Genomic DNA, 17,525 nt, shown 5'->3' on the forward strand with positions numbered 1-17,525 from the left:
CCTCAGCGGACGATGCCACGGGTAGCTAGGCCGAGGAATTCGCGCATGGAGCGGATCTCGATGGCCGCAGCCGGCAGCAGCGTTTCCTGCTCCAGCAGCGCGGCCTTGGCTTCTTCCAGCGTCAGCCCGGAGCGGTACAGCAGCTTGTAGGCCGCGCGGATGCCGTCGATCTGCTCGCGCGAGAAACCGCGGCGCTTCAGGCCTTCGATGTTCACGCCGCGCTGGCCGGCCGGATTACCCGATACCAGCACGAAAGGCGGTACGTCCTGGGTCAGGCTGGTGTACATGCCGATGAAGGCATGGGCGCCGATCTTGCAGAATTGATGCACGCCGGCGTAGCCGGACAGGATGGCGTGGTCGCCCACGTGCACGTGGCCCGCCAGCTGGGCATTGTTCGAGAAGATCGTGTGGCTGCCGACCTGGCAGTCGTGCGCCAGGTGGACATAGGCCGAGATCCAGTTGTCGTCGCCCAGGCGGGTCACGCCTTCGTCCTGGGCGGTGCCCAGGTTGAAGGTGACGAACTCGCGGATGGTGTTGCCGTCGCCGATTTCCAGGCGGGTCGGCTCGCCCTTCCATTTCTTGTCCTGCGGCGCGGCGCCGATGGATCCGAACTGGAAGAACTTGTTATCCTTGCCGATCGTCGTGTGGCCTTCGATGACCACATGCGGGCCCACCACGGTGCCCGCGTCGATACGCACGTGCGGGCCGATGATCGAATACGGGCCGACCTCGACCGAGCTGTCCAGCTCTGCCTTGGGGTCGACGATCGCGCTCGGGTGAATCTTGCTCATCTTACTGCCCCGCTGCTTCCGGACCCTTCATGGTCGCCTCGGCGGCGCCGCGGATGGTGCACATCAGCTCCCCCTCGACCGCGACCTTGCCGTCCACGGTGGCAACCGCCTTGTATTTCCAGATGCCGCGCGAGACGCGCAGGATCTCGACTTCCATCTTGAGCTGGTCGCCCGGCTCGACCGGACGCTTGAAGCGCGCGTTGTCGATGCCCACGAAGTACACCACCGAATTCTCGTCCGGCTTGACGTCCATGGTCATGAACGACAGGATCGCGGCGGTCTGCGCCATCGCTTCGATCATCAGCACGCCTGGCATCACCGGCTTGTGCGGGAAGTGGCCGTTGAAGAATTCCTCGTTGGCGGTGACGTTCTTGATCGCGGTGATGCGCTTGCCCAGTTCCACGTCCAGCACGCGGTCGACCAGCAGCATCGGATAGCGGTGCGGCAGGTATTCCTTGATCTGGGTGATGTCCAGGGTTTTCAGGTCGTTGCTCATTTTTGTTCTGTGAGTGTTTTGATGGTTTTTTCAAGGGTGCGCAGCTTCTCGCGCATCGATGCCAGGTTGCGCACGATGACCGCGCTGCGTTCCCACTCGGCGTTCTTGGCCAGCGGGTAGAAACCGGTGTACTGGCCCGGCTCGAGGACCGAGCGCGAGACCATGCTGCCCGACGAGATGTGGACATTGTCCGCGATCTCGAGGTGGCCCAGCACCATCGCGGCCCCGCCGAAGGTGCAATGCTTGCCGATCCTGGCGCTGCCCGCCACGCCGACGCAGCCGGCCATGGCCGTGTGCGCGCCGATGCGGCAGTTGTGGCCGATCTGGATCTGGTTATCCAGCTTGACGCCGTCTTCGATCACGGTGTCGGCCAGCGCGCCGCGGTCGATGGTGGTGTTGGCGCCGATGTCGACGTCGTCGCCGATCACCACGCGCCCGGTCTGCGGGATCTTGATGTACACGCCCGCCTCGACCGCGAAGCCGAAGCCGTCGGTGCCGATCACCGCGCCCGAATGGATGATGCCGCGCGCCCCGATGGTGCAGCGCGCATGGAAGGTCACGTTCGGGAACAGCTGGGTACCGGCGCCGATGCGTGCCTCGCGGCCGATGAAGCAGCCCGCGCCGATCACCGCGTGGGCGCCGACGATGGCGCCCGCCTCGATGGTCGCGTGCGGGCCCACGTGGGCGGTCGGGTCGACCGTCGCATCCGGCGACACAACGGCGCTGGCGTCGACGCCCGGGCTGGGGGGCGTGCTCGCCAGCGACTCGAACAGCTGCGCGGTGCGGGCGAAGTAGGCGTACGGGTTGGTGGTGACGATGCGCGCGCCTTCAAACGTCGCGGCGACCGTCGGGTCGTCCAGCGGCGACAGGATCAGCGCCGCGGCGCCGCTCTGGGCGGCCAGCGCGCGCAGCTTGCTGTTGCTGAGGAAGCTGATGTGGGTGGGGCCGGCGCTGTCGAGCGGCGCGATGGCCGTGACCTCGAGCTCCGGGTCGCCCACCAGTTGTCCGCCGAAGCGTTCGACCAGCTCGGCCAGCCGGATGCCCAGGTTGGGGTGTCGGGTGTCAGTCAATGTAGTACTCGTCCCTGCTTGTGCGCCGGCTTACTTGTCCAGCAGCTTGAGGATCTTGTCGGTGATGTCGATGCGTGGGCTCGACCAGGCGGCTTCGGCCAGCACGGCGTCCAGGCGCTCGGCTTCGGCGACCTGCTCGATGATCTTGAAGGCTCTCGCCGCGATCGCGGCGCGCTCTTCGTTCTTGCGCTGCATGAGGTCTTCGGTGAACTCGCGCTGCATGCGCTGCACGTCTTTTTCCATGTTGAACAGCTCGCGCGCACGGCGGGTGCGCTCGACGTCGTTCAGGCCGGCCGCTTCGCTGTCGAATTTCTCCGACATCTGCTTCATCTTGGTGACCGTTTCCTCGACCGCCTTCTGGCGCTTGAGGAACTCGGCCTGGATGCGGGCGTCGGCCGTCTTGGCCATCTTGGACTCGGTCATCAGCCGTTCGGTGGCCACATAGCCGATCCGGCTCGGGGCCGGCTGGACCTGGGCCTGGGCCGCCACCAGCGGCGCCGCGCACAGTGCAGCGATCAGCAGCGTACGGGGCAAGGAGGCTATCAGCGTTTTCAAGATCATTCTCCGCAAATCGGTGGAAGCCGATGGTGGCCGGTCAGAAGCCGGTGCCCATCTGGAACTGGAAGCGCTCGAGGCGGTCGCCCGTCAGCGCATTCAAAGGCTTAGCATAACTCAACTTGAGCGGGCCGACCGGCGAAATCCAGGACAGGCCGATACCCGCCGAGTAGCGCATCTGGTCGAGGCGGATCTTCGATTGTTCCTGCCACACCTGGCCGCCGTCCAGGAAGGTGAACCAGCGCAGGCTGCGGTCGGTGCCGCTGCCCGGGAACGGGAACTGCAGTTCCGCGTTGACGATCAGGCGCTTGGAACCGCCCACGGCGTCGTAGTAGAACGGGTCGACCACGCCCAGCGACGAGCTTTCGTAGCCGCGCACCGAGCCGATGCCGCCGGCGTAGAAGTTCTTGAAGACCGGGTAGTTGCTGCCGCCGATGCCCTTGCCATAGTCGAGCTCACCGCGCAGCGCGAGCGTCATCCAGCGCGTGATCGGGCGCCAGTACTGGTGCTCGTACACCATGCGGTAGTACTTCGAGTCGCCCAGTGCATCGATCTCGAGGTTGGCGCGCTGGAAGCGGCCGCGGGTCGGCGTCACCGCGCTGTCGCGGGTATCGCGGCCCCATGCCGCGGTCAGCGGGATGGCGTTGGTCTCGGCCTTGCCGATACCGCTGGCAGGACCGCCGTTCTGCGCCACGAAGGTCTGGTAGATCTGCGGCGAGGTCTGGTCGGTCTCGATCTGGGTGCGTTCCAGGCCGGCGCCGAAGTAGACGGTATCCGATTCCGAGAACGGCACGCCGAAGGTCATGGTGCCGCCGGTCTGGCGCACGGTGTACAGGCCCAGGTTGATCGCCGGCGGACGCGAGGTGCGCAGGTAGAGCTGGAAGGCGCGCGAGATGCCGTCGTCCGTGAAGTACGGGTTGGTCTGCGAGAACGCGATCGTGCGGTTGTACTTGCTGGTGTTCAGTTCCAGGCCGATCGTGTTGCCGCTGCCGGCGAAGTTCGCCTGCGAGATCGAGGCGGTGAAGGTGAACTTCTCCGACTGCGAGAACGCGCCGCCGATCATGAAGTTACCGGTCGGTTTTTCTTCGACGATCATGTTGACGTCGACCTGGTCCGAGGTGCCCGGCGACTCAGGGGTCTCGATCTTGACGTCCTTGAAGTATCCGAGGCGGTCGACACGGTCGCGCGAGAGCTTGACGCGGTTGGCGTCGTACCACGAGCTCTCGAACTGGCGGAATTCGCGGCGGATCACTTCGTCGCGCGTGACGGTGTTGCCCGAGATGTTCATGTGGCGCACGTAGGCGCGCTTGCCCGGATCGACGAAGAAGGTGAAGGCCACTTCGCGCTTGTCGCGGTTGATCTCCGGGTTGCCGGTGACGTTCGCGAATGCATAGCCGAAGGTGCCGAGGCGGTCGGCGATCAGCTTGTTGGTCGCTTCCATCGCTTCGCCCGAATAGGTCTTGCCTGGCTGGAGCAGGATCAGCTGCTTCAGCTCTTCCTCGCGGCCGAACATCTCGCCTTCCAGTTTCACGCCCGAGACGGTGTACTTCTCGCCTTCGGTGACGTTGATGGTCAGGTAGATGTCGCGCTTGTCCGGGGTGATCGAGACCTGGGTCGATTCGACGTTGGCCTCGAGGTAGCCGTTGTTCAGGTAGAAGGACTTGATGTTCTCCAGGTCGCCGGTCAGCTTCTGCTTGGAGTACTGGTCGGCCTTCGAGTACCAGGTCAGCCAGCCCGACTTCGACAGCTGCAGCAGCTCGGTGAGCTGCTTGTCCGAGAAAGCCTTGTTGCCGACGAAGGTGATGCCCTTGATCTTGGCGACGTCGCCCTCGTCCACGTTGAACATGATCGTCACGCGGTTGCGCTCGATCGGGGTGACGGTGGTCGTGATCTTCACGCCGTACAGGCCATGCGACAGGTACTGGCGCTTGAGTTCCTGTTCGGCGCGGTCGACCGACGCCTTGTCGAAGATCTTGGTTTCGCCCACGCCGATTTCGCGCAGGGCCTTGACCAGCATGTCCTTCTCGAATTCCTTGGTGCCGGTGAAGTCCACCGACGAGATGGCCGGACGTTCCTCGACCAGCACCACCAGCACGCCGTTTTCTTCTTCCAGGCGGATGTCCTTGAAGAAGCCGGTCGCGTACAGCGCCTTGATGGCGGTGGTGGCCTTGTCGTCGTCGAAGGTCTCGCCCACGCGCACCGGCAGGTAGCTGAACACGGTGCCCGCTTCCGTACGCTGGATACCCTCGACCCGGATGTCTTTGACCACGAACGGGTTGACGGCAAGTGCGTTGCCGGCGCAGAGAGCCAATACGGCTGCGCCAATCAAGCTGCGGCGGATGAACGGCAGGGCAAAACGATCAGGTTGTGAATTCATTGGCTAATTCTGTGTTCAGTCATTGGACAACATACAAATTCTGGGCATTTCGCCCGTCTTTTGCCGGTACGCGGGGCTAACAAGGGGATCATTGCCAAGCAAGCGCTAGAGCAACCGCACCAGGTCATTGAAGACGGCGAGCGCCATCAGCGCGAACAGCAGGCCCACCCCGAAGCGTTGTGCGAATTCTCCCACTCGCGCAGGCAGGGGGCGCCCGGTCAAAACTTCCAGCGAATAATACAGTAAATGACCACCATCCAGAACCGGAATTGGTAACAAATTCATTACGCCTAAGCTAATACTAATAAATGCAATGAACTGTAAATAAGTGGCCAGGCCGACCCGCGCAGTCTGTCCCGCATAGTCGGCAATCGTGATCGGGCCGGTGACATTCTTCCACGAGGCCTCGCCGGTAATCATCCGGCCGATCATCTTGAGGGTCATGGCGCTGGTCTCCCAGGTCCGTTCCACGCCCTTGACCACCGCGTCGAGCGGGCCGGACGTGACCGTCACCATCTCGACCGGCTGCGACAGCAGCACCTTGGCCACGCCGCGGCCGCTGGCGGCGTCGCGCTCCGGGGTCACCGTGAGCGGCACGATGCGCCCGCCGCGCTCGACTTCGAGTGCGACCCCGCGCCCGGCGGAAGCGCGCATCAGTTCCGTGAAAGCCAGGCCGTCGTCGACGGGCTTGCCGGCGGCGCTGCGAACCAGGTCGCCCGGCTGCAGGCCGGCGCGCTCCCCTGCCCCGCCCGGCATGACCTTCTCGATGCGCGCCCGCGCGCGCCACAGGTCCAGTCCCAGCGCTTTCATGACGTCGGCCTCGACATCCAGTTTGGCGATGCTCGCGGCCGGAATCACCGCGTGGTAGCTGCCGCCGCCCTGGGCGCGCAGCTCGAGGCGCGCGTCGCCCTTGTCGACCGTGGCGTGCACCAGCTGCCAGCGCAGTTCGCTCCAGGACGCGACCGGGTTGCCGTTGACCGCGACCACGGTGTCGCCGCCGCGCACGCCGGCCTGCTGGGCCACGGTGCCTTGCGGCGCCGCGCGCAGGCGCGCCGACGGTTCCTCGACGCCATGCATGAACAGCGCGGCCATCAGGGCGATGGCGACCAGGAAGTTGGCGAGCGGGCCGGCGGCCACGATGGCGATGCGGCGCCACACGCTCTGGCGGGTGAATTCGCGGTGAAACTCGGACGCGTCCTTCGGCGCCGTTTCCGGATCGCGGCTGTCGAGCATCTTGACGTAGCCGCCCAGCGGCAGGGCCGAGATGGCCCACTCGGTCTGGTCGGGGCCGAAACGGCGCGACCACACCACGCGGCCCATGCCGACCGAGAAGCGCAGCACCTTCACGTTGCACAGGCGGGCAACGAAGTAATGGCCCAGCTCGTGCAGCACGATCAGCGGGCCGAGGGCCAGCACGAAGGCCAGCACCGTATAGAGTACGCCCATGTCCTTACCCCCGCAGTTCGGCGATGACGCCGCGCGCGGCTTCGCGCGCCCGCCCATCCTGCGCCAGCACCGCCTCGATCGAGGGAGCCGGGCCGTGCGGCACCGCGTCCATCACGCGCGCGATCACGCGGTCGATGTCGCGGAAACCGATTTCGCGGTCGAGGAAGGATTGCACCGCCACTTCATTCGCGGCGTTGAGCAGGGCCGGGGCCGTGCCGCCTGCGCGCAGCGCGTCGAACGCCAGCGCCAGGCAGGGGAAACGCTGGAAATCCGGCCGGTGGAACTGCAGCGCGGCCATCTGCGTCAGGTCGAGCTGGGGCACGCCCGAGGCGATCCGCTCCGGGAAGGCCAGCGCATGCGCGATCGGGGTGCGCATGTCCGGGTTGCCCAGCTGGGCCAGCACCGAACCGTCGACATAGGAGACCATCGAGTGGATCACGCTTTGCGGGTGGATCACGACTTCGATCAGCTCGGCCGGGGCGCCGAACAGCCAGTGCGCCTCGATCACTTCCAGGCCCTTGTTCATCATCGTGGCCGAGTCGACCGAGATCTTGCGGCCCATGACCCAGTTCGGGTGCTTGCAGGCTTCGTCCGGCGTCACGTCGCCCAAGGTCTCGACGGCGCGATTCAAGAAGGGGCCGCCCGAGGCGGTGAGCAGGACCTTGGCCACGCCGGAGGCCTGCGGGTCGCGCGCATAGTTCAGCGGCAGCGACTGGAAGATCGCATTGTGCTCGCTGTCGATCGGCAGCAAGGTTGCCTTGTTCTCGCGCACCGCGTCCATGAACAGCTGGCCGGACATGACCAGCGCTTCCTTGTTGGCCAGCAGGACCTTCTTGCCGGCGCGGGCCGCGGCCAGGGCCGGGGCCAGGCCGGCCGCGCCGACGATCGCCGCCATCACGGTGTCGACTTGCGCGCACGAGGCGACGTCGCACAGCGCCCGCTCGCCATGTTCGACCACGGTCGGCAGGCCGGCCAGCAGTTGGGCGAGGCGGCTCGCCGCCTCCGGGGTGCCGACCACGGCGCGCGCCGGCCTGAAGCGGCGGCAGGCGTCGGCCAGTTCCTCGACGCGGCCATGGGCCGTGAGCGCATACACGCTGTACTGCTCGGGATGACGGGCGAGCACGTCGAGGGTCGAGGCGCCGATCGAGCCGGTGGCGCCCAGGATGGTGATGCGTTGCATGATGTTTCCTTACTTGAGCCAGGCGCCGATCAGGGCCGCCAGTGGCAGGACCGGGACGAGCGCGTCGACGCGGTCCAGCACGCCGCCGTGGCCAGGCAGCAGGTTGCTGCTGTCCTTCATGCCGGCGCGGCGCTTGAGCTGGGATTCGAACAGGTCGCCGACCACGCTGGCCGCGACGATGAGGATGAGTACCGCGACCAGTGCGCCCCAACCGAGGCTGGCCTGAACGCGGGCGGCGAAGGTCTGCGCCATCAGCTCGCTGCCCAGCACGATGCTCAGCGCGGCGATGACCAGCACCGCGATGCAGCCGCCGATCGCGCCTTCCCAGGACTTGCCCGGCGAGATCGAGGGCGCCAGCTTGCGCTTGCCGAAGGCCTTGCCGGAGAAATAGGCGAAGACGTCGGCAACCCAGACGATCGCCATCACCGACAGCAGGTAGAGCGGCGAATACGAGAACAGGGTCACGATGGCGGCGAAGCAGCCCACCACGGCGATGGCGTAGACCAGGCTCAGGAAGGTGTTGCCGGTGCTGTTCAGAGGCGGCAGGCCGAGCTTGAGCGAGGGCGCGAAGCGCAGCGCCCAGACCAGCACGCTGATGGCGAACCAGAAGGTGGTATCGGTGCTCGGCGACACGAAGAAAGCGTAGACAAAGGCCGCGGTCCAGAAGGCGGCGATGACCGGCGCACTTTTCGTGCCCGGATTAAACAGGCGGAAGCATTCCCAGATCGCGGCGCCGAAGAATGCCGAGACCACCACCGCGAAAGCGAGAAAATTGTTGAGGTACAGGACCGGCAGTAACACTGCCAGCAGCACGAGCGCGGTGAGGATCCGGGTTTTGAGCATCGCTTGTCTTATGTGGTGGTCTTTTTGGCGACCTGGTCGCCGGTCTGGCCGAAACGGCGCTCGCGGTTCTGGAAGGAGCCGATGGCCTCGTCCAGCGCGCCCTTGGAAAAGTCAGGCCAGAAGGTCTGGGTGAAATACAGCTCGGAATACGCCAGTTGCCACAGCAGGAAGTTGGAAATGCGCTCTTCCCCGCCGGTGCGGATGAACAGGTCGGGCTCGGGAGCATAGGCCATGGCCAGGTGCGGCGCCAGCATCTCTTCGGTGTAGTCCTGCACGTCCGGGTTGGCGGCCACCATCTTGCTGGTGGCCTGCATGATGTCCCAGCGTCCGCCGTAGTTGGCGCAGACCGACACCGTCAGGCGGCTGTTGTTGGCGGTGCGGCGCTCGGCCGCGGCGATCATCTCCTGCAGCTTCGCGTCGAAGCGGCTGAGGTCGCCCACGACTTTCAGGCGTATGTTATTCGCGTGCATTTTCGACACTTCGCGCTCGAGCGCGGTGACAAACAGGCGCATCAAGAGCGACACTTCTTCGGCCGGGCGGCGCCAGTTTTCCGACGAAAACGCAAACAGGGTCAAGTATTCGACGCCGCGTTCGACGCAGGCCTCGACGACGCCGCGCACCGCTTCCACGCCCTTGACGTGGCCGGCCACGCGCGGCAGCAGGCGTTTGGTCGCCCAGCGGCCATTGCCGTCCATGATGATGGCGATGTGGCGCGGTACGGCGAGCGCTTCGGGTACGGCTGTGGTCGAACTTTTGAACATTGGTGCATCCAGCAGGGCTGAGGGCGGTTGGCCGAACCAGGGCCGCCTCGGCCGGTCTTAAAAGGGACTCGGACCGGCCGCAGCAATGCCGGGGCCGGTCCGCCTTGGCGCTCGCGCGCCAGGTGTTACACGGTCATGATGTCTTTTTCTTTGTCGGCCAGCAGCTTGTCGATCTCGGCAACGAACTTGTCGGTCAGCTTCTGGATTTCGTCGGACGAGCGGCGCTCGTCGTCTTCCGACGCGGCCTTGTCCTTGACCAGCTTCTTCACGGCCTCGTTGGCGTCGCGGCGAATGTTGCGCACGGCGATCTTGGCATCTTCGCCTTCGTTCTTGGTCAGCTTGACCATTTCCTTGCGGCGCTCTTCGGTCAGTGGCGGGGTCGGCACGCGGATCATTTCGCCCTGCGACGATGGGTTCAGGCCCAGGTCGGAGTCGCGGATCGCGCGCTCGATGGCGGCGGCCATCTTCTTTTCGAACGGCTGCACGCCGATGGTGCGGGCGTCGATCAGGGTCAGGTTGGCGACCTGCGAAATCTGGGTCGGCGAACCGTAATAGTCGACCATGACGGAGTCGAGGATGCCGGCGTGGGCGCGGCCGGTACGGACCTTGGCCAGGTTGGCACGCAGGGTCTCGATGGACTTGGCCATGCGCTCCTGGGCGTTTTTCTTCACATCAGCTAAGGACATGCTGCTCTCCTGTTTTTCTTGATTCAAAAGGTTCAACTACATTCAAACTCAGACGTGTACCAGTGTACCTTCGTCTTCGCCCATCACCACGCGGAGAAGCGCGCCCGGCTTGACGATCGAGAACACCTTGATCGGCAGTTTCTGGTCGCGGCACAGCGCGAAGGCGGTGGCGTCCATCACCTGCAGGTGCTTGGAGATCGCCTCGTCGAAGGTGATCGATTCGTAGCGGGTGGCGTTGGCGTCCTTGTTCGGATCGGCGCTGTAGACGCCGTCGACCTTGGTTGCCTTCAGGACGATCTCGGCCGAGATTTCCGCACCGCGCAGCGCGGCGGCGGTATCGGTGGTGAAGAAAGGATTGCCGGTGCCGGCGGCGAAGACGACGACCTTGCCTTCCTCCAGGTATTGCAGGGCTTTCGGGCGCACGTAAGGCTCGACCACCTGCTCGATGGCAATCGCCGACATCACGCGCGCGGTGATGCCCACGTGGCGCATCGCGTCGGCCAGGGCCAGTGCGTTCATGACGGTGGCCAGCATGCCCATGTAGTCCGCGGTGGCGCGGTCCATGCCCTGGGCGCCTGGCGCCACGCCGCGGAAGATGTTGCCGCCGCCAATCACGACCGCCACTTCCACGCCCAGCTTCGCCACTTCCGCCACGTCGGCCACCATGCGGTCGATGGTCGCGCGGTTGATGCCGAACTGGTCGTCACCCATCAGCGCTTCGCCAGACAGTTTGAGGAGGACTCGTTTGTAGGCTGGTTTTGTCATGATGAAGCGGCTCCTAATGTTGTGTTCGTATTCGGGTCTGACCGGCGCAAGGCGAAGCTTCACCGTGTGCCGGTCTCATCTGTGTGCGGCAGATGGTTGCGGGTGGTACGGACCGGCGGCCGGTCCGCAGGGGAACCCAAGTTTGCCTGCGCAGCCGGCAAGGGGCGCGCACAAAACCTTCCACCCTACAAAAACGGGCCTTACGGCCCGCTGTTGATTACTGCTTGTTGGCAGCCATCTGTGCTGCGACTTCAGCTGCGAAGTCGTCGACCTTCTTCTCGATGCCTTCGCCGACGACGTACATCGTGAACGACTTCACGGTGGCGCCTGCAGCCTTGAGCATCTGCTCGACCGACTGCTTGTCGTTCTTGACGAACGCCTGGTTCAGCAGCGAGACTTCTTTCAGGTATTTCTGCACCGAACCGTCGATACGCTTGGCGACGATCTCGGCCGATTGCGGCTGCTTGCCTTCGGCAGTTGCCTTGTCGGCGTCTTCCTGGGCCTTCAGCTGAGCAACCGAACGCTCTTTCTCGATCATTTCGGCAGGCACCTGGTCCGACGACAGCGACACTGGCTTCATGGCGGCGATGTGCATCGCGACGTCCTTGCCGACCTGCTCGTCCGCGCCTTCGAAGTCGACCATCACGCCGATGCGGGTACCGTGCAGGTAGGACGCCAGCTTGCCGGTGGTTTCGAAACGCTGGAAACGGCGAACGGTCATATTTTCGCCGATTTTACCGATCAGTGCCGTACGCACGTCGTCGAAGGTCTTGCCTTCGTGCGGGATCGCTGCCAGGGCGGCGACGTCGGCCGGGTTCTGCTCGGCGACCAGGCGCGCGGCCAGGTTGACCATGGCCAGGAATTCTTCGTTCTTGGCGACGAAGTCGGTTTCGCTGTTGACTTCGACCAGCGCGCCGACGTTGCCGGAGATGTAAGCGGCGACCACGCCTTCGGCGGTCACGCGGGCGGCTGCCTTCGATGCCTTGCCGCCCAGCTTGACGCGCAGGATCTCTTCTGCACGACCCATGTCGCCATCGGCCTCGGTCAGTGCCTTCTTGCATTCCATCATCGGCGCGTCGGTTTTCGCGCGCAGTTCACCCACCATCGCTGCGGTAATTGCTGCCATGTCGTTTCTCCTAAATGTTGATTCAAGAAGTGCGCATGTCGCCCGGACACGCACACGATATCTTCTTGCTAAATCTTGTGCTTAAAAAAAGGGGGGCTCGTGGTACGGCGCCCCCTCTTCTAGCATGGCAGGCAAGCGCCTGCCATGTGATTACGCCTGCTCGGAAACTTCGACGAAGTCGTCGCCGCCGGCTGCCTTGACCATCTCGGCAACTTCGTTGGTGGCGTTGGCACGGCCTTCCAGGATCGCATCGGCAACGCCGCGTGCGTACAGGGTGATGGCCTTCGACGAGTCGTCGTTACCCGGGATCACGTGGGTGACGCCTTCTGGCGAGTGGTTGGTATCGACGATGCCGATGACCGGGATGCCCAGCTTGCCGGCTTCGGTAATGGTGCCCTTGTGGTAGCCGACGTCGACGACGAAGATCGCGTCAGGCACGCCGCCCAGGTCCTTGATGCCGCCGATCGACTTCTGCAGCTTGATCATTTCGCGCTGGAACATCAGGCCTTCTTTTTTCGACAGCTTCTCGACCGAACCGTCTTCGATCTGGGCTTCCATTTCCTTCAGGCGCTTGATCGAGGTCTTGATGGTCTTGAAGTTGGTCAGCATGCCGCCGAGCCAGCGCTGGTCGACGTAAGGCACACCGGCGCGCTGGGCTTCAGCAGCGATGATGTCGCGCGCCTGGCGCTTGGTGCCGACCATCAGGATGGTGCCGCGGTTGGCCGAGATCTGCTTGATGGTCTTCATCGCATCCTGGTACATCGCCATGGTCTTTTCCAGGTTGATGATGTGGATTTTGTTGCGATGACCGAAGATGAACGGTGCCATCTTTGGGTTCCAGAAACGGGTCTGGTGACCGAAGTGAATACCGGCTTCCAGCATTTCGCGCATAGTAACGGACATGAATTTCTCCAGGGTTAAGTCTTGAATGTGGCCAGTCACCATTTAGGCACCCTTTGTCGGCCACACTCGCGATTTCAATTTAAAAGATGTTTTTTACAACATTGCTCGATGCGAATACGAGCAACCCGAGATTCTAGCGGGATTTGGCTTTGTTATCAAGCCCAGCGTAAGGCCGGGACGCCGGGACGATCCCCGCCTGCCGGGCCGCCGCCCGACCCGCCCATGCAACGGCCAGGGCAACATCCCTTATAATGATGCGATATTGCACAGACCCTGTGCCCGACTTATTCTGCATACGACAGCCATTATGTCCATCACCATCAAAACCCAGGAAGAAATCGAAGGCATGCGCCTGGCCGGCCGCCTCGGCGCCGAAGTGCTCGACTACATCACGCCTTTTGTGAAGCCCGGGGTCACCACTGGCGAGCTCGACCGCCTGTGCCACGAATACATGAGCAACGTGCAGGGCACGACCCCGGCGCCGCTGAATTACGCCCCGCCCGGCTACACGCCCTACCCGAAGGCGGTCTGCACCTCGGTCAACGACGTGATCTGCCACGGCATCCCGGGCGACAAGGTGCTGAAAAGCGGCGACGCGCTCAACATCGACGTCACCGTCATCAAGGATGGCTTCCACGGCGATAACAGCCGCATGTTCCTGGTCGGCGAACCCTCGATCCTGGCGCGCCGCCTGTCCGAAGTGACGTACGAGTGCATGTGGCTGGGCATCGCCAAGGTGAAAGCCGGCGCCCACCTGGGCGACATCGGCCACGTGATCCAGCAGCACGCCGAGAAGCACGGCTACAGCGTGGTGCGCGAATTCTGCGGCCACGGCATCGGCCGCGTGTTCCACGAAGAGCCGCAGGTGCTGCACTACGGCCGCCCGGGCACGCTGGAAAAGCTCGAGGCGGGCATGATCTTCACCATCGAGCCGATGATCAACGCCGGCCGCCGCGAGATCAAGGAAATGCCGGACGGCTGGACCATCAAGACCAAGGACCGCAGCCTGTCGGCGCAGTGGGAGCACACGGTCTTGGTGACCGAGACCGGCTTCGAGATCCTGACCCAGTCGGCCGGCACCCCGCCGCCGCCCGCCATCGTGCTGCCGCTGCTGGAACAAAGCGCCGCGGTCGCGGCGTAAGCGATCCCCATCATGGCACAGCCTCTCCTGGCCGACAGCTCGCGCACCCACCTGCGCCAGCGGCTCAAGGCCGAGCGGCAGGTCCTGATCGACGCCTTCCACCAGGACGGCAAGCCCGAAAAGCTGCTGCGCGGCCTGCGCACCTGCGTCGACGGCGTGCTGGGCGACGCCTGGCTCGCCGCCGGCCTGCCCGCCAATACCGCCCTGGTGGGCGTGGGCGGCTACGGGCGCGGCGAGCTGTTTCCCTATTCCGACGTCGACCTGCTGATCCTGCTCGGCCAACCGGCCGACGCCATCACCCAGGCCAAGCTCGAATCGCTGGTGCAGCTGTTCTGGGACCTGGGCCTGGAAATCGGCCATAGCATCCGCACGGTCGACGAATGCCTGGTGGAGTCGGCCGCCGACATCACCGTGCAAACCAGTTTGCTGGAAGCGCGCCTGGTCACCGGCGATGCGGCCTTGTTCGCCGAACTGCAGCGGCGCTACCGCGAGGCGATGGACCCGCAGGCCTTCTTCCGCGCCAAGACCGCCGAGATGCGCCTGCGCCATGCCAAGTACGAGTACACCGCCTTCTCGCTCGAGCCCAACGTGAAGGAAAGCCCGGGCGCGCTGCGCGACCTGCAGGTGATCCTGTGGGTGGCCAAGGCCGCGCGCCTGGCCGAATCCTGGAGCCAGCTCGCGCGCGGCAAATTCATTACGCGCACCGAGGCGCGCCAGCTGATGGAGAAGGAATACGCCTTCAAGGACATCCGCGTGCGCCTGCACCTGCAGACTGGCCGCCGCGAAGACCGGCTGGTGTTCGACGTGCAGACCCCGATCGCCAAGACCTTCGGGCTGGAGAACGCGGACGGCCGGCGCGCCAGCGAATTCCTGATGCAGCGCTACTACTGGGCGGCCAAGACGGTTACCCAGCTCAATACCATCCTGCTGCAGAACATCGAAGCCCAGCTGTTCCCGCGCCCTGCCTCGGCGGCGCCGCTCAACGCTTACTTCAACGAAGTGAACGGCTTCATCGACATCGCCGCGGGCGACATCTTCGAGCGCCACCCGCCGGCGGTGCTGGGCATTTTCGTGGCGATGACCGAGCGCCCGGACATCAAGGGCATGACGGCGCGCACCATCCGCGCGCTCTGGCATGCGCGCAACTGCATCGACGACGCCTTCCGCGCCGACCCGTTCAACAAGGGCCAGTTCCTGCGCATCCTGCAGGCGCCCAGCGGCCTGGTGCACGCGCTGCGCCGCATGAACGACATGGGCGTGCTGGGACGCTACCTGCCGGCCTTCCGCAGCATCATCGGCCAGATGCAGCACGACCTGTTCCACGTCTATACGGTGGACCAGCACATCATGATGGTGGTGCGTAACCTGCGCCGCTTCACGATGCCCGAGCATGCACACGAATATCCGTTCTGCAGCCAGCTGATCGCCAACTTCCGCGACCGCTGGCTGCTCTACGTGGCCGCCCTCTTCCACGACATCGCCAAGGGCCGCGGCGGCGACCATTCCGAACTCGGGATGCAGGACGCCGAGGACTTCTGCCGCAGCCATGGCCTGCTGCAAGCCGACACCGAGCTGGTGGTCTTCCTGGTCCAGCAGCACCTGACCATGTCCACCGTCGCCCAGAAGCAGGACCTGTCCGACCCGGACGTGATCGCGGCCTTCGCCGCCCTGGTCAAGGACGAGCGCCACCTCACCGCGCTCTACCTCCTGACCGTGGCCGACATCCGCGGCACCAGCCCCAAGGTGTGGAACGCCTGGAAGGCCAAGCTGCTGGAAGACCTGTACAAGACCACATTGCGCGTGCTGGGCGGCGAGCCGCACAGCGCCGACCGCGAACTGCGCGTGCGCCAGAAAGAAGCCCTGGCCACGCTGCGCCTGTTCGGCCTGAACGCCGACGCGCACGAAGCGCTGTGGCAGCAGCTCGATGTTGCCTACTTCCTGCGCCACGACGCCTCCGACATCGCGTGGCAGACGCGCGCCCTGATCGACAAGGTCGACAGCGACCGGCCTGTCGTCAGGGCCCGTCTGGCGCCGATCGGCGAGGGACTGCAGGTGGCGGTCTACATCAAGGACCAGCCCGACCTGTTCGCGCGCATCTGCAGCTACTTCGACCGCAAGAACTTTTCCATTTTGGACGCCAAGATCCACACCACGCGCCACGGCTATGCGCTGGACAGCTTCCTGGTAACCGAGGAAAACTTCGCCGGCAGCTACCGCGACATCATCAGCCTGATCGAGCACGAACTGTGCGCCCTGCTGCTCTCGCAGGACCCGCTGCCCTCGCCCACCCGCGGGCGCCTGTCGCGCCTGTCGCGCACCTTCCCGATCACGCCGACCGTGGACCTGCGCCCGGACGAGCGCGGCCAGTTCTACGTGCTGTCGGTGGCGGCGAACGACCGCACCGGCCTGCTGTACGCGATCGCCAGCGTGCTGGCGCGCTACCGCATCAACCTGCACACCGCCAAGATCCTGACCCTGGGCGAGCGCGTCGAAGACGTGTTCCTGGTCGACGGCGCGGCGCTGAACAACCCGCGCGTGCAGGTGCAGCTCGAGACCGAGCTGCTGGACGCCTTGAAAATCTAGCGCCCGGCCCCGCCCACTTTTTACCTTCACTTTTTTACTGTTTCCCGATGACTGAACCGCTCCGCCTTTCCAAACGTATGTCCGAACTCGGCCTGTGCTCGCGCCGCGAAGCCGATGAATGGATCGCCCGCGGCTGGGTGCGCGTGGACGGCCAGGTGGTGTCGGAACTGGGCAGCAAGGTGCTGCCGACCCAACGCATCACCGTCGAGCGCCAGGCCGCGGCCGAGCAATCCAAGCGGGTGACCATCCTGATCAACAAGCCGATGGGCTATGTCAGCGGCCAGGCCGAAGACGGCTACACGCCGGCGGTAGCCCTGATCAAGCCGGAGAACCGCTGGCCGGACGATCCGTCGAAGGAGCAGTTCCACCCGACCCAGCTGCGCAGCCTGGTGCCGGCCGGGCGCCTGGACATCGACTCGGTGGGCCTCTTGGTGCTGACCCAGGACGGCCGCATCGCCAAGCAGCTGATCGGCGAGACCACCTCGGTCGAGAAGGAATACCTGGTGCGGGTGGAATACACCAAGCCGGGCAAGCTGCCCGACTCGGACCTGAAGAAGCTGTGCTTCGGCCTGTGGATGGACGGCAAACCGCTGCTGCCGGCCAAGGTACGCTGGCAGAACGACGACCAGCTCAGCTTCACGCTCAAGGAAGGCAAGAAGCGCCAGATCCGCCGCATGTGCGACATGGTCGGGCTCAAGGTGGTGGGCCTGAAACGCGTGCGCATCGGTAAAGTCAAGCTGGGCGACCTGCCTGTGGGGCAGTGGCGCTACCTGCAGCCGGAAGAGCAGTTCTAAGCTGGCCT

At 64.7% G+C, this 17,525-nt stretch carries 16 protein-coding genes; 3 read left to right on the plus strand and 13 right to left on the minus strand.

The window, feature by feature from the left end; translation table 11 throughout:
* Positions 1-2: 2 nt before the first annotated feature.
* The 13 genes from lpxA to rpsB form a co-directional block, all read right to left on the minus strand.
* Complete coding sequence (lpxA, locus tag AC3XQU_RS04700; protein WP_489872984.1) at positions 3-791, minus strand: acyl-ACP--UDP-N-acetylglucosamine O-acyltransferase; 789 nt, start codon at positions 789-791, stop codon at positions 3-5.
* Between the two features lies 1 nt (position 792).
* On the minus strand, positions 793-1,287 hold the full coding sequence (gene fabZ, locus AC3XQU_RS04705) for a 3-hydroxyacyl-ACP dehydratase FabZ (protein WP_229422664.1): 495 nt from the start codon (positions 1,285-1,287) through the stop codon (positions 793-795).
* A complete protein-coding gene (gene lpxD / locus AC3XQU_RS04710) occupies positions 1,284-2,333 on the minus strand; it encodes a UDP-3-O-(3-hydroxymyristoyl)glucosamine N-acyltransferase (RefSeq protein WP_489873202.1) in 1,050 nt (349 codons plus the stop codon). Before lpxD ends, fabZ begins: the two co-directional genes overlap by 4 nt.
* A 54-nt stretch (positions 2,334-2,387) precedes the next feature.
* Positions 2,388-2,918, minus strand: a complete 531-nt coding sequence (locus tag AC3XQU_RS04715; protein ID WP_489872985.1) for an OmpH/Skp family outer membrane protein — start codon at positions 2,916-2,918, stop codon at positions 2,388-2,390.
* 34 nt (positions 2,919-2,952) lie between these two features.
* A complete protein-coding gene (gene bamA / locus AC3XQU_RS04720; protein WP_489872986.1) occupies positions 2,953-5,289 on the minus strand; it encodes an outer membrane protein assembly factor BamA in 2,337 nt (778 codons plus the stop codon).
* Between the two features lie 105 nt (positions 5,290-5,394).
* Positions 5,395-6,735 (minus strand): RIP metalloprotease RseP, encoded by a 1,341-nt coding sequence (rseP, locus tag AC3XQU_RS04725; protein WP_489872987.1) that lies wholly within the window; start codon positions 6,733-6,735, stop codon positions 5,395-5,397.
* Between the two features lie 4 nt (positions 6,736-6,739).
* Positions 6,740-7,915 carry a 1-deoxy-D-xylulose-5-phosphate reductoisomerase gene (gene ispC, locus AC3XQU_RS04730; RefSeq protein ID WP_489872988.1) on the minus strand — a complete coding sequence of 392 codons (1,176 nt, stop codon included), beginning with the start codon at positions 7,913-7,915 and terminating at the stop codon, positions 6,740-6,742.
* A gap of 9 nt (positions 7,916-7,924) precedes the next feature.
* Entirely contained in the window at positions 7,925-8,758 is an 834-nt protein-coding gene (locus AC3XQU_RS04735; RefSeq protein ID WP_489872989.1) for a phosphatidate cytidylyltransferase, read from the minus strand.
* Positions 8,759-8,766: 8 nt separating this feature from the next.
* A complete protein-coding gene (gene uppS / locus AC3XQU_RS04740) occupies positions 8,767-9,519 on the minus strand; it encodes a polyprenyl diphosphate synthase (RefSeq protein ID WP_489872990.1) in 753 nt (250 codons plus the stop codon).
* A gap of 125 nt (positions 9,520-9,644) precedes the next feature.
* A complete protein-coding gene (frr, locus tag AC3XQU_RS04745; protein WP_489872991.1) occupies positions 9,645-10,205 on the minus strand; it encodes a ribosome recycling factor in 561 nt (186 codons plus the stop codon).
* 48 nt (positions 10,206-10,253) lie between these two features.
* A complete protein-coding gene (gene pyrH / locus AC3XQU_RS04750) occupies positions 10,254-10,970 on the minus strand; it encodes a UMP kinase (RefSeq protein WP_489872992.1) in 717 nt (238 codons plus the stop codon).
* 217 nt (positions 10,971-11,187) lie between these two features.
* On the minus strand, positions 11,188-12,096 hold the full coding sequence (gene tsf / locus AC3XQU_RS04755) for a translation elongation factor Ts (protein ID WP_489872993.1): 909 nt from the start codon (positions 12,094-12,096) through the stop codon (positions 11,188-11,190).
* 150 nt (positions 12,097-12,246) lie between these two features.
* Complete coding sequence (gene rpsB / locus AC3XQU_RS04760; protein ID WP_489872994.1) at positions 12,247-12,999, minus strand: 30S ribosomal protein S2; 753 nt, start codon at positions 12,997-12,999, stop codon at positions 12,247-12,249.
* A gap of 307 nt (positions 13,000-13,306) precedes the next feature.
* On the opposite strand from rpsB, the gene map reads away from it, so the two are divergent.
* Genes map through AC3XQU_RS04775 form a run of 3 tightly spaced genes read left to right on the plus strand, consistent with a single transcriptional unit; the run spans position 13,307 to position 17,517 of the window.
* Entirely contained in the window at positions 13,307-14,140 is an 834-nt protein-coding gene (map, locus tag AC3XQU_RS04765; RefSeq protein ID WP_489872995.1) for a type I methionyl aminopeptidase, read from the plus strand.
* 12 nt (positions 14,141-14,152) lie between these two features.
* On the plus strand, positions 14,153-16,723 hold the full coding sequence (locus AC3XQU_RS04770; RefSeq protein WP_489872996.1) for a [protein-PII] uridylyltransferase: 2,571 nt from the start codon (positions 14,153-14,155) through the stop codon (positions 16,721-16,723).
* 47 nt (positions 16,724-16,770) lie between these two features.
* On the plus strand, positions 16,771-17,517 hold the full coding sequence (locus AC3XQU_RS04775; RefSeq protein ID WP_489872997.1) for a pseudouridine synthase: 747 nt from the start codon (positions 16,771-16,773) through the stop codon (positions 17,515-17,517).
* Positions 17,518-17,525 lie beyond the last annotated feature (8 nt).

The organism is Telluria sp. AZSoR62, from assembly GCF_058111565.1.

What these genes read in the sequence shown, in the direction of transcription:
- lpxA (WP_489872984.1), bottom strand. Translation starts at nt 791, where the DNA reads ATGAGCAAGATTCACCCGAGCGCGATCGTCGACCCCAAGGCAGAGCTG.
- fabZ (WP_229422664.1), bottom strand. Translation starts at nt 1,287, where the DNA reads ATGAGCAACGACCTGAAAACCCTGGACATCACCCAGATCAAGGAATAC.
- AC3XQU_RS04715 (WP_489872985.1), bottom strand. Translation starts at nt 2,918, where the DNA reads ATGATCTTGAAAACGCTGATAGCCTCCTTGCCCCGTACGCTGCTGATC.
- bamA (WP_489872986.1), bottom strand. Translation starts at nt 5,289, where the DNA reads ATGAATTCACAACCTGATCGTTTTGCCCTGCCGTTCATCCGCCGCAGC.
- rseP (WP_489872987.1), bottom strand. Translation starts at nt 6,735, where the DNA reads ATGGGCGTACTCTATACGGTGCTGGCCTTCGTGCTGGCCCTCGGCCCG.
- ispC (WP_489872988.1), bottom strand. Translation starts at nt 7,915, where the DNA reads ATGCAACGCATCACCATCCTGGGCGCCACCGGCTCGATCGGCGCCTCG.
- AC3XQU_RS04735 (WP_489872989.1), bottom strand. Translation starts at nt 8,758, where the DNA reads ATGCTCAAAACCCGGATCCTCACCGCGCTCGTGCTGCTGGCAGTGTTA.
- uppS (WP_489872990.1), bottom strand. Translation starts at nt 9,519, where the DNA reads ATGTTCAAAAGTTCGACCACAGCCGTACCCGAAGCGCTCGCCGTACCG.
- frr (WP_489872991.1), bottom strand. Translation starts at nt 10,205, where the DNA reads ATGTCCTTAGCTGATGTGAAGAAAAACGCCCAGGAGCGCATGGCCAAG.
- pyrH (WP_489872992.1), bottom strand. Translation starts at nt 10,970, where the DNA reads ATGACAAAACCAGCCTACAAACGAGTCCTCCTCAAACTGTCTGGCGAA.
- tsf (WP_489872993.1), bottom strand. Translation starts at nt 12,096, where the DNA reads ATGGCAGCAATTACCGCAGCGATGGTGGGTGAACTGCGCGCGAAAACC.
- rpsB (WP_489872994.1), bottom strand. Translation starts at nt 12,999, where the DNA reads ATGTCCGTTACTATGCGCGAAATGCTGGAAGCCGGTATTCACTTCGGT.
- map (WP_489872995.1), top strand. Translation starts at nt 13,307, where the DNA reads ATGTCCATCACCATCAAAACCCAGGAAGAAATCGAAGGCATGCGCCTG.
- AC3XQU_RS04770 (WP_489872996.1), top strand. Translation starts at nt 14,153, where the DNA reads ATGGCACAGCCTCTCCTGGCCGACAGCTCGCGCACCCACCTGCGCCAG.
- AC3XQU_RS04775 (WP_489872997.1), top strand. Translation starts at nt 16,771, where the DNA reads ATGACTGAACCGCTCCGCCTTTCCAAACGTATGTCCGAACTCGGCCTG.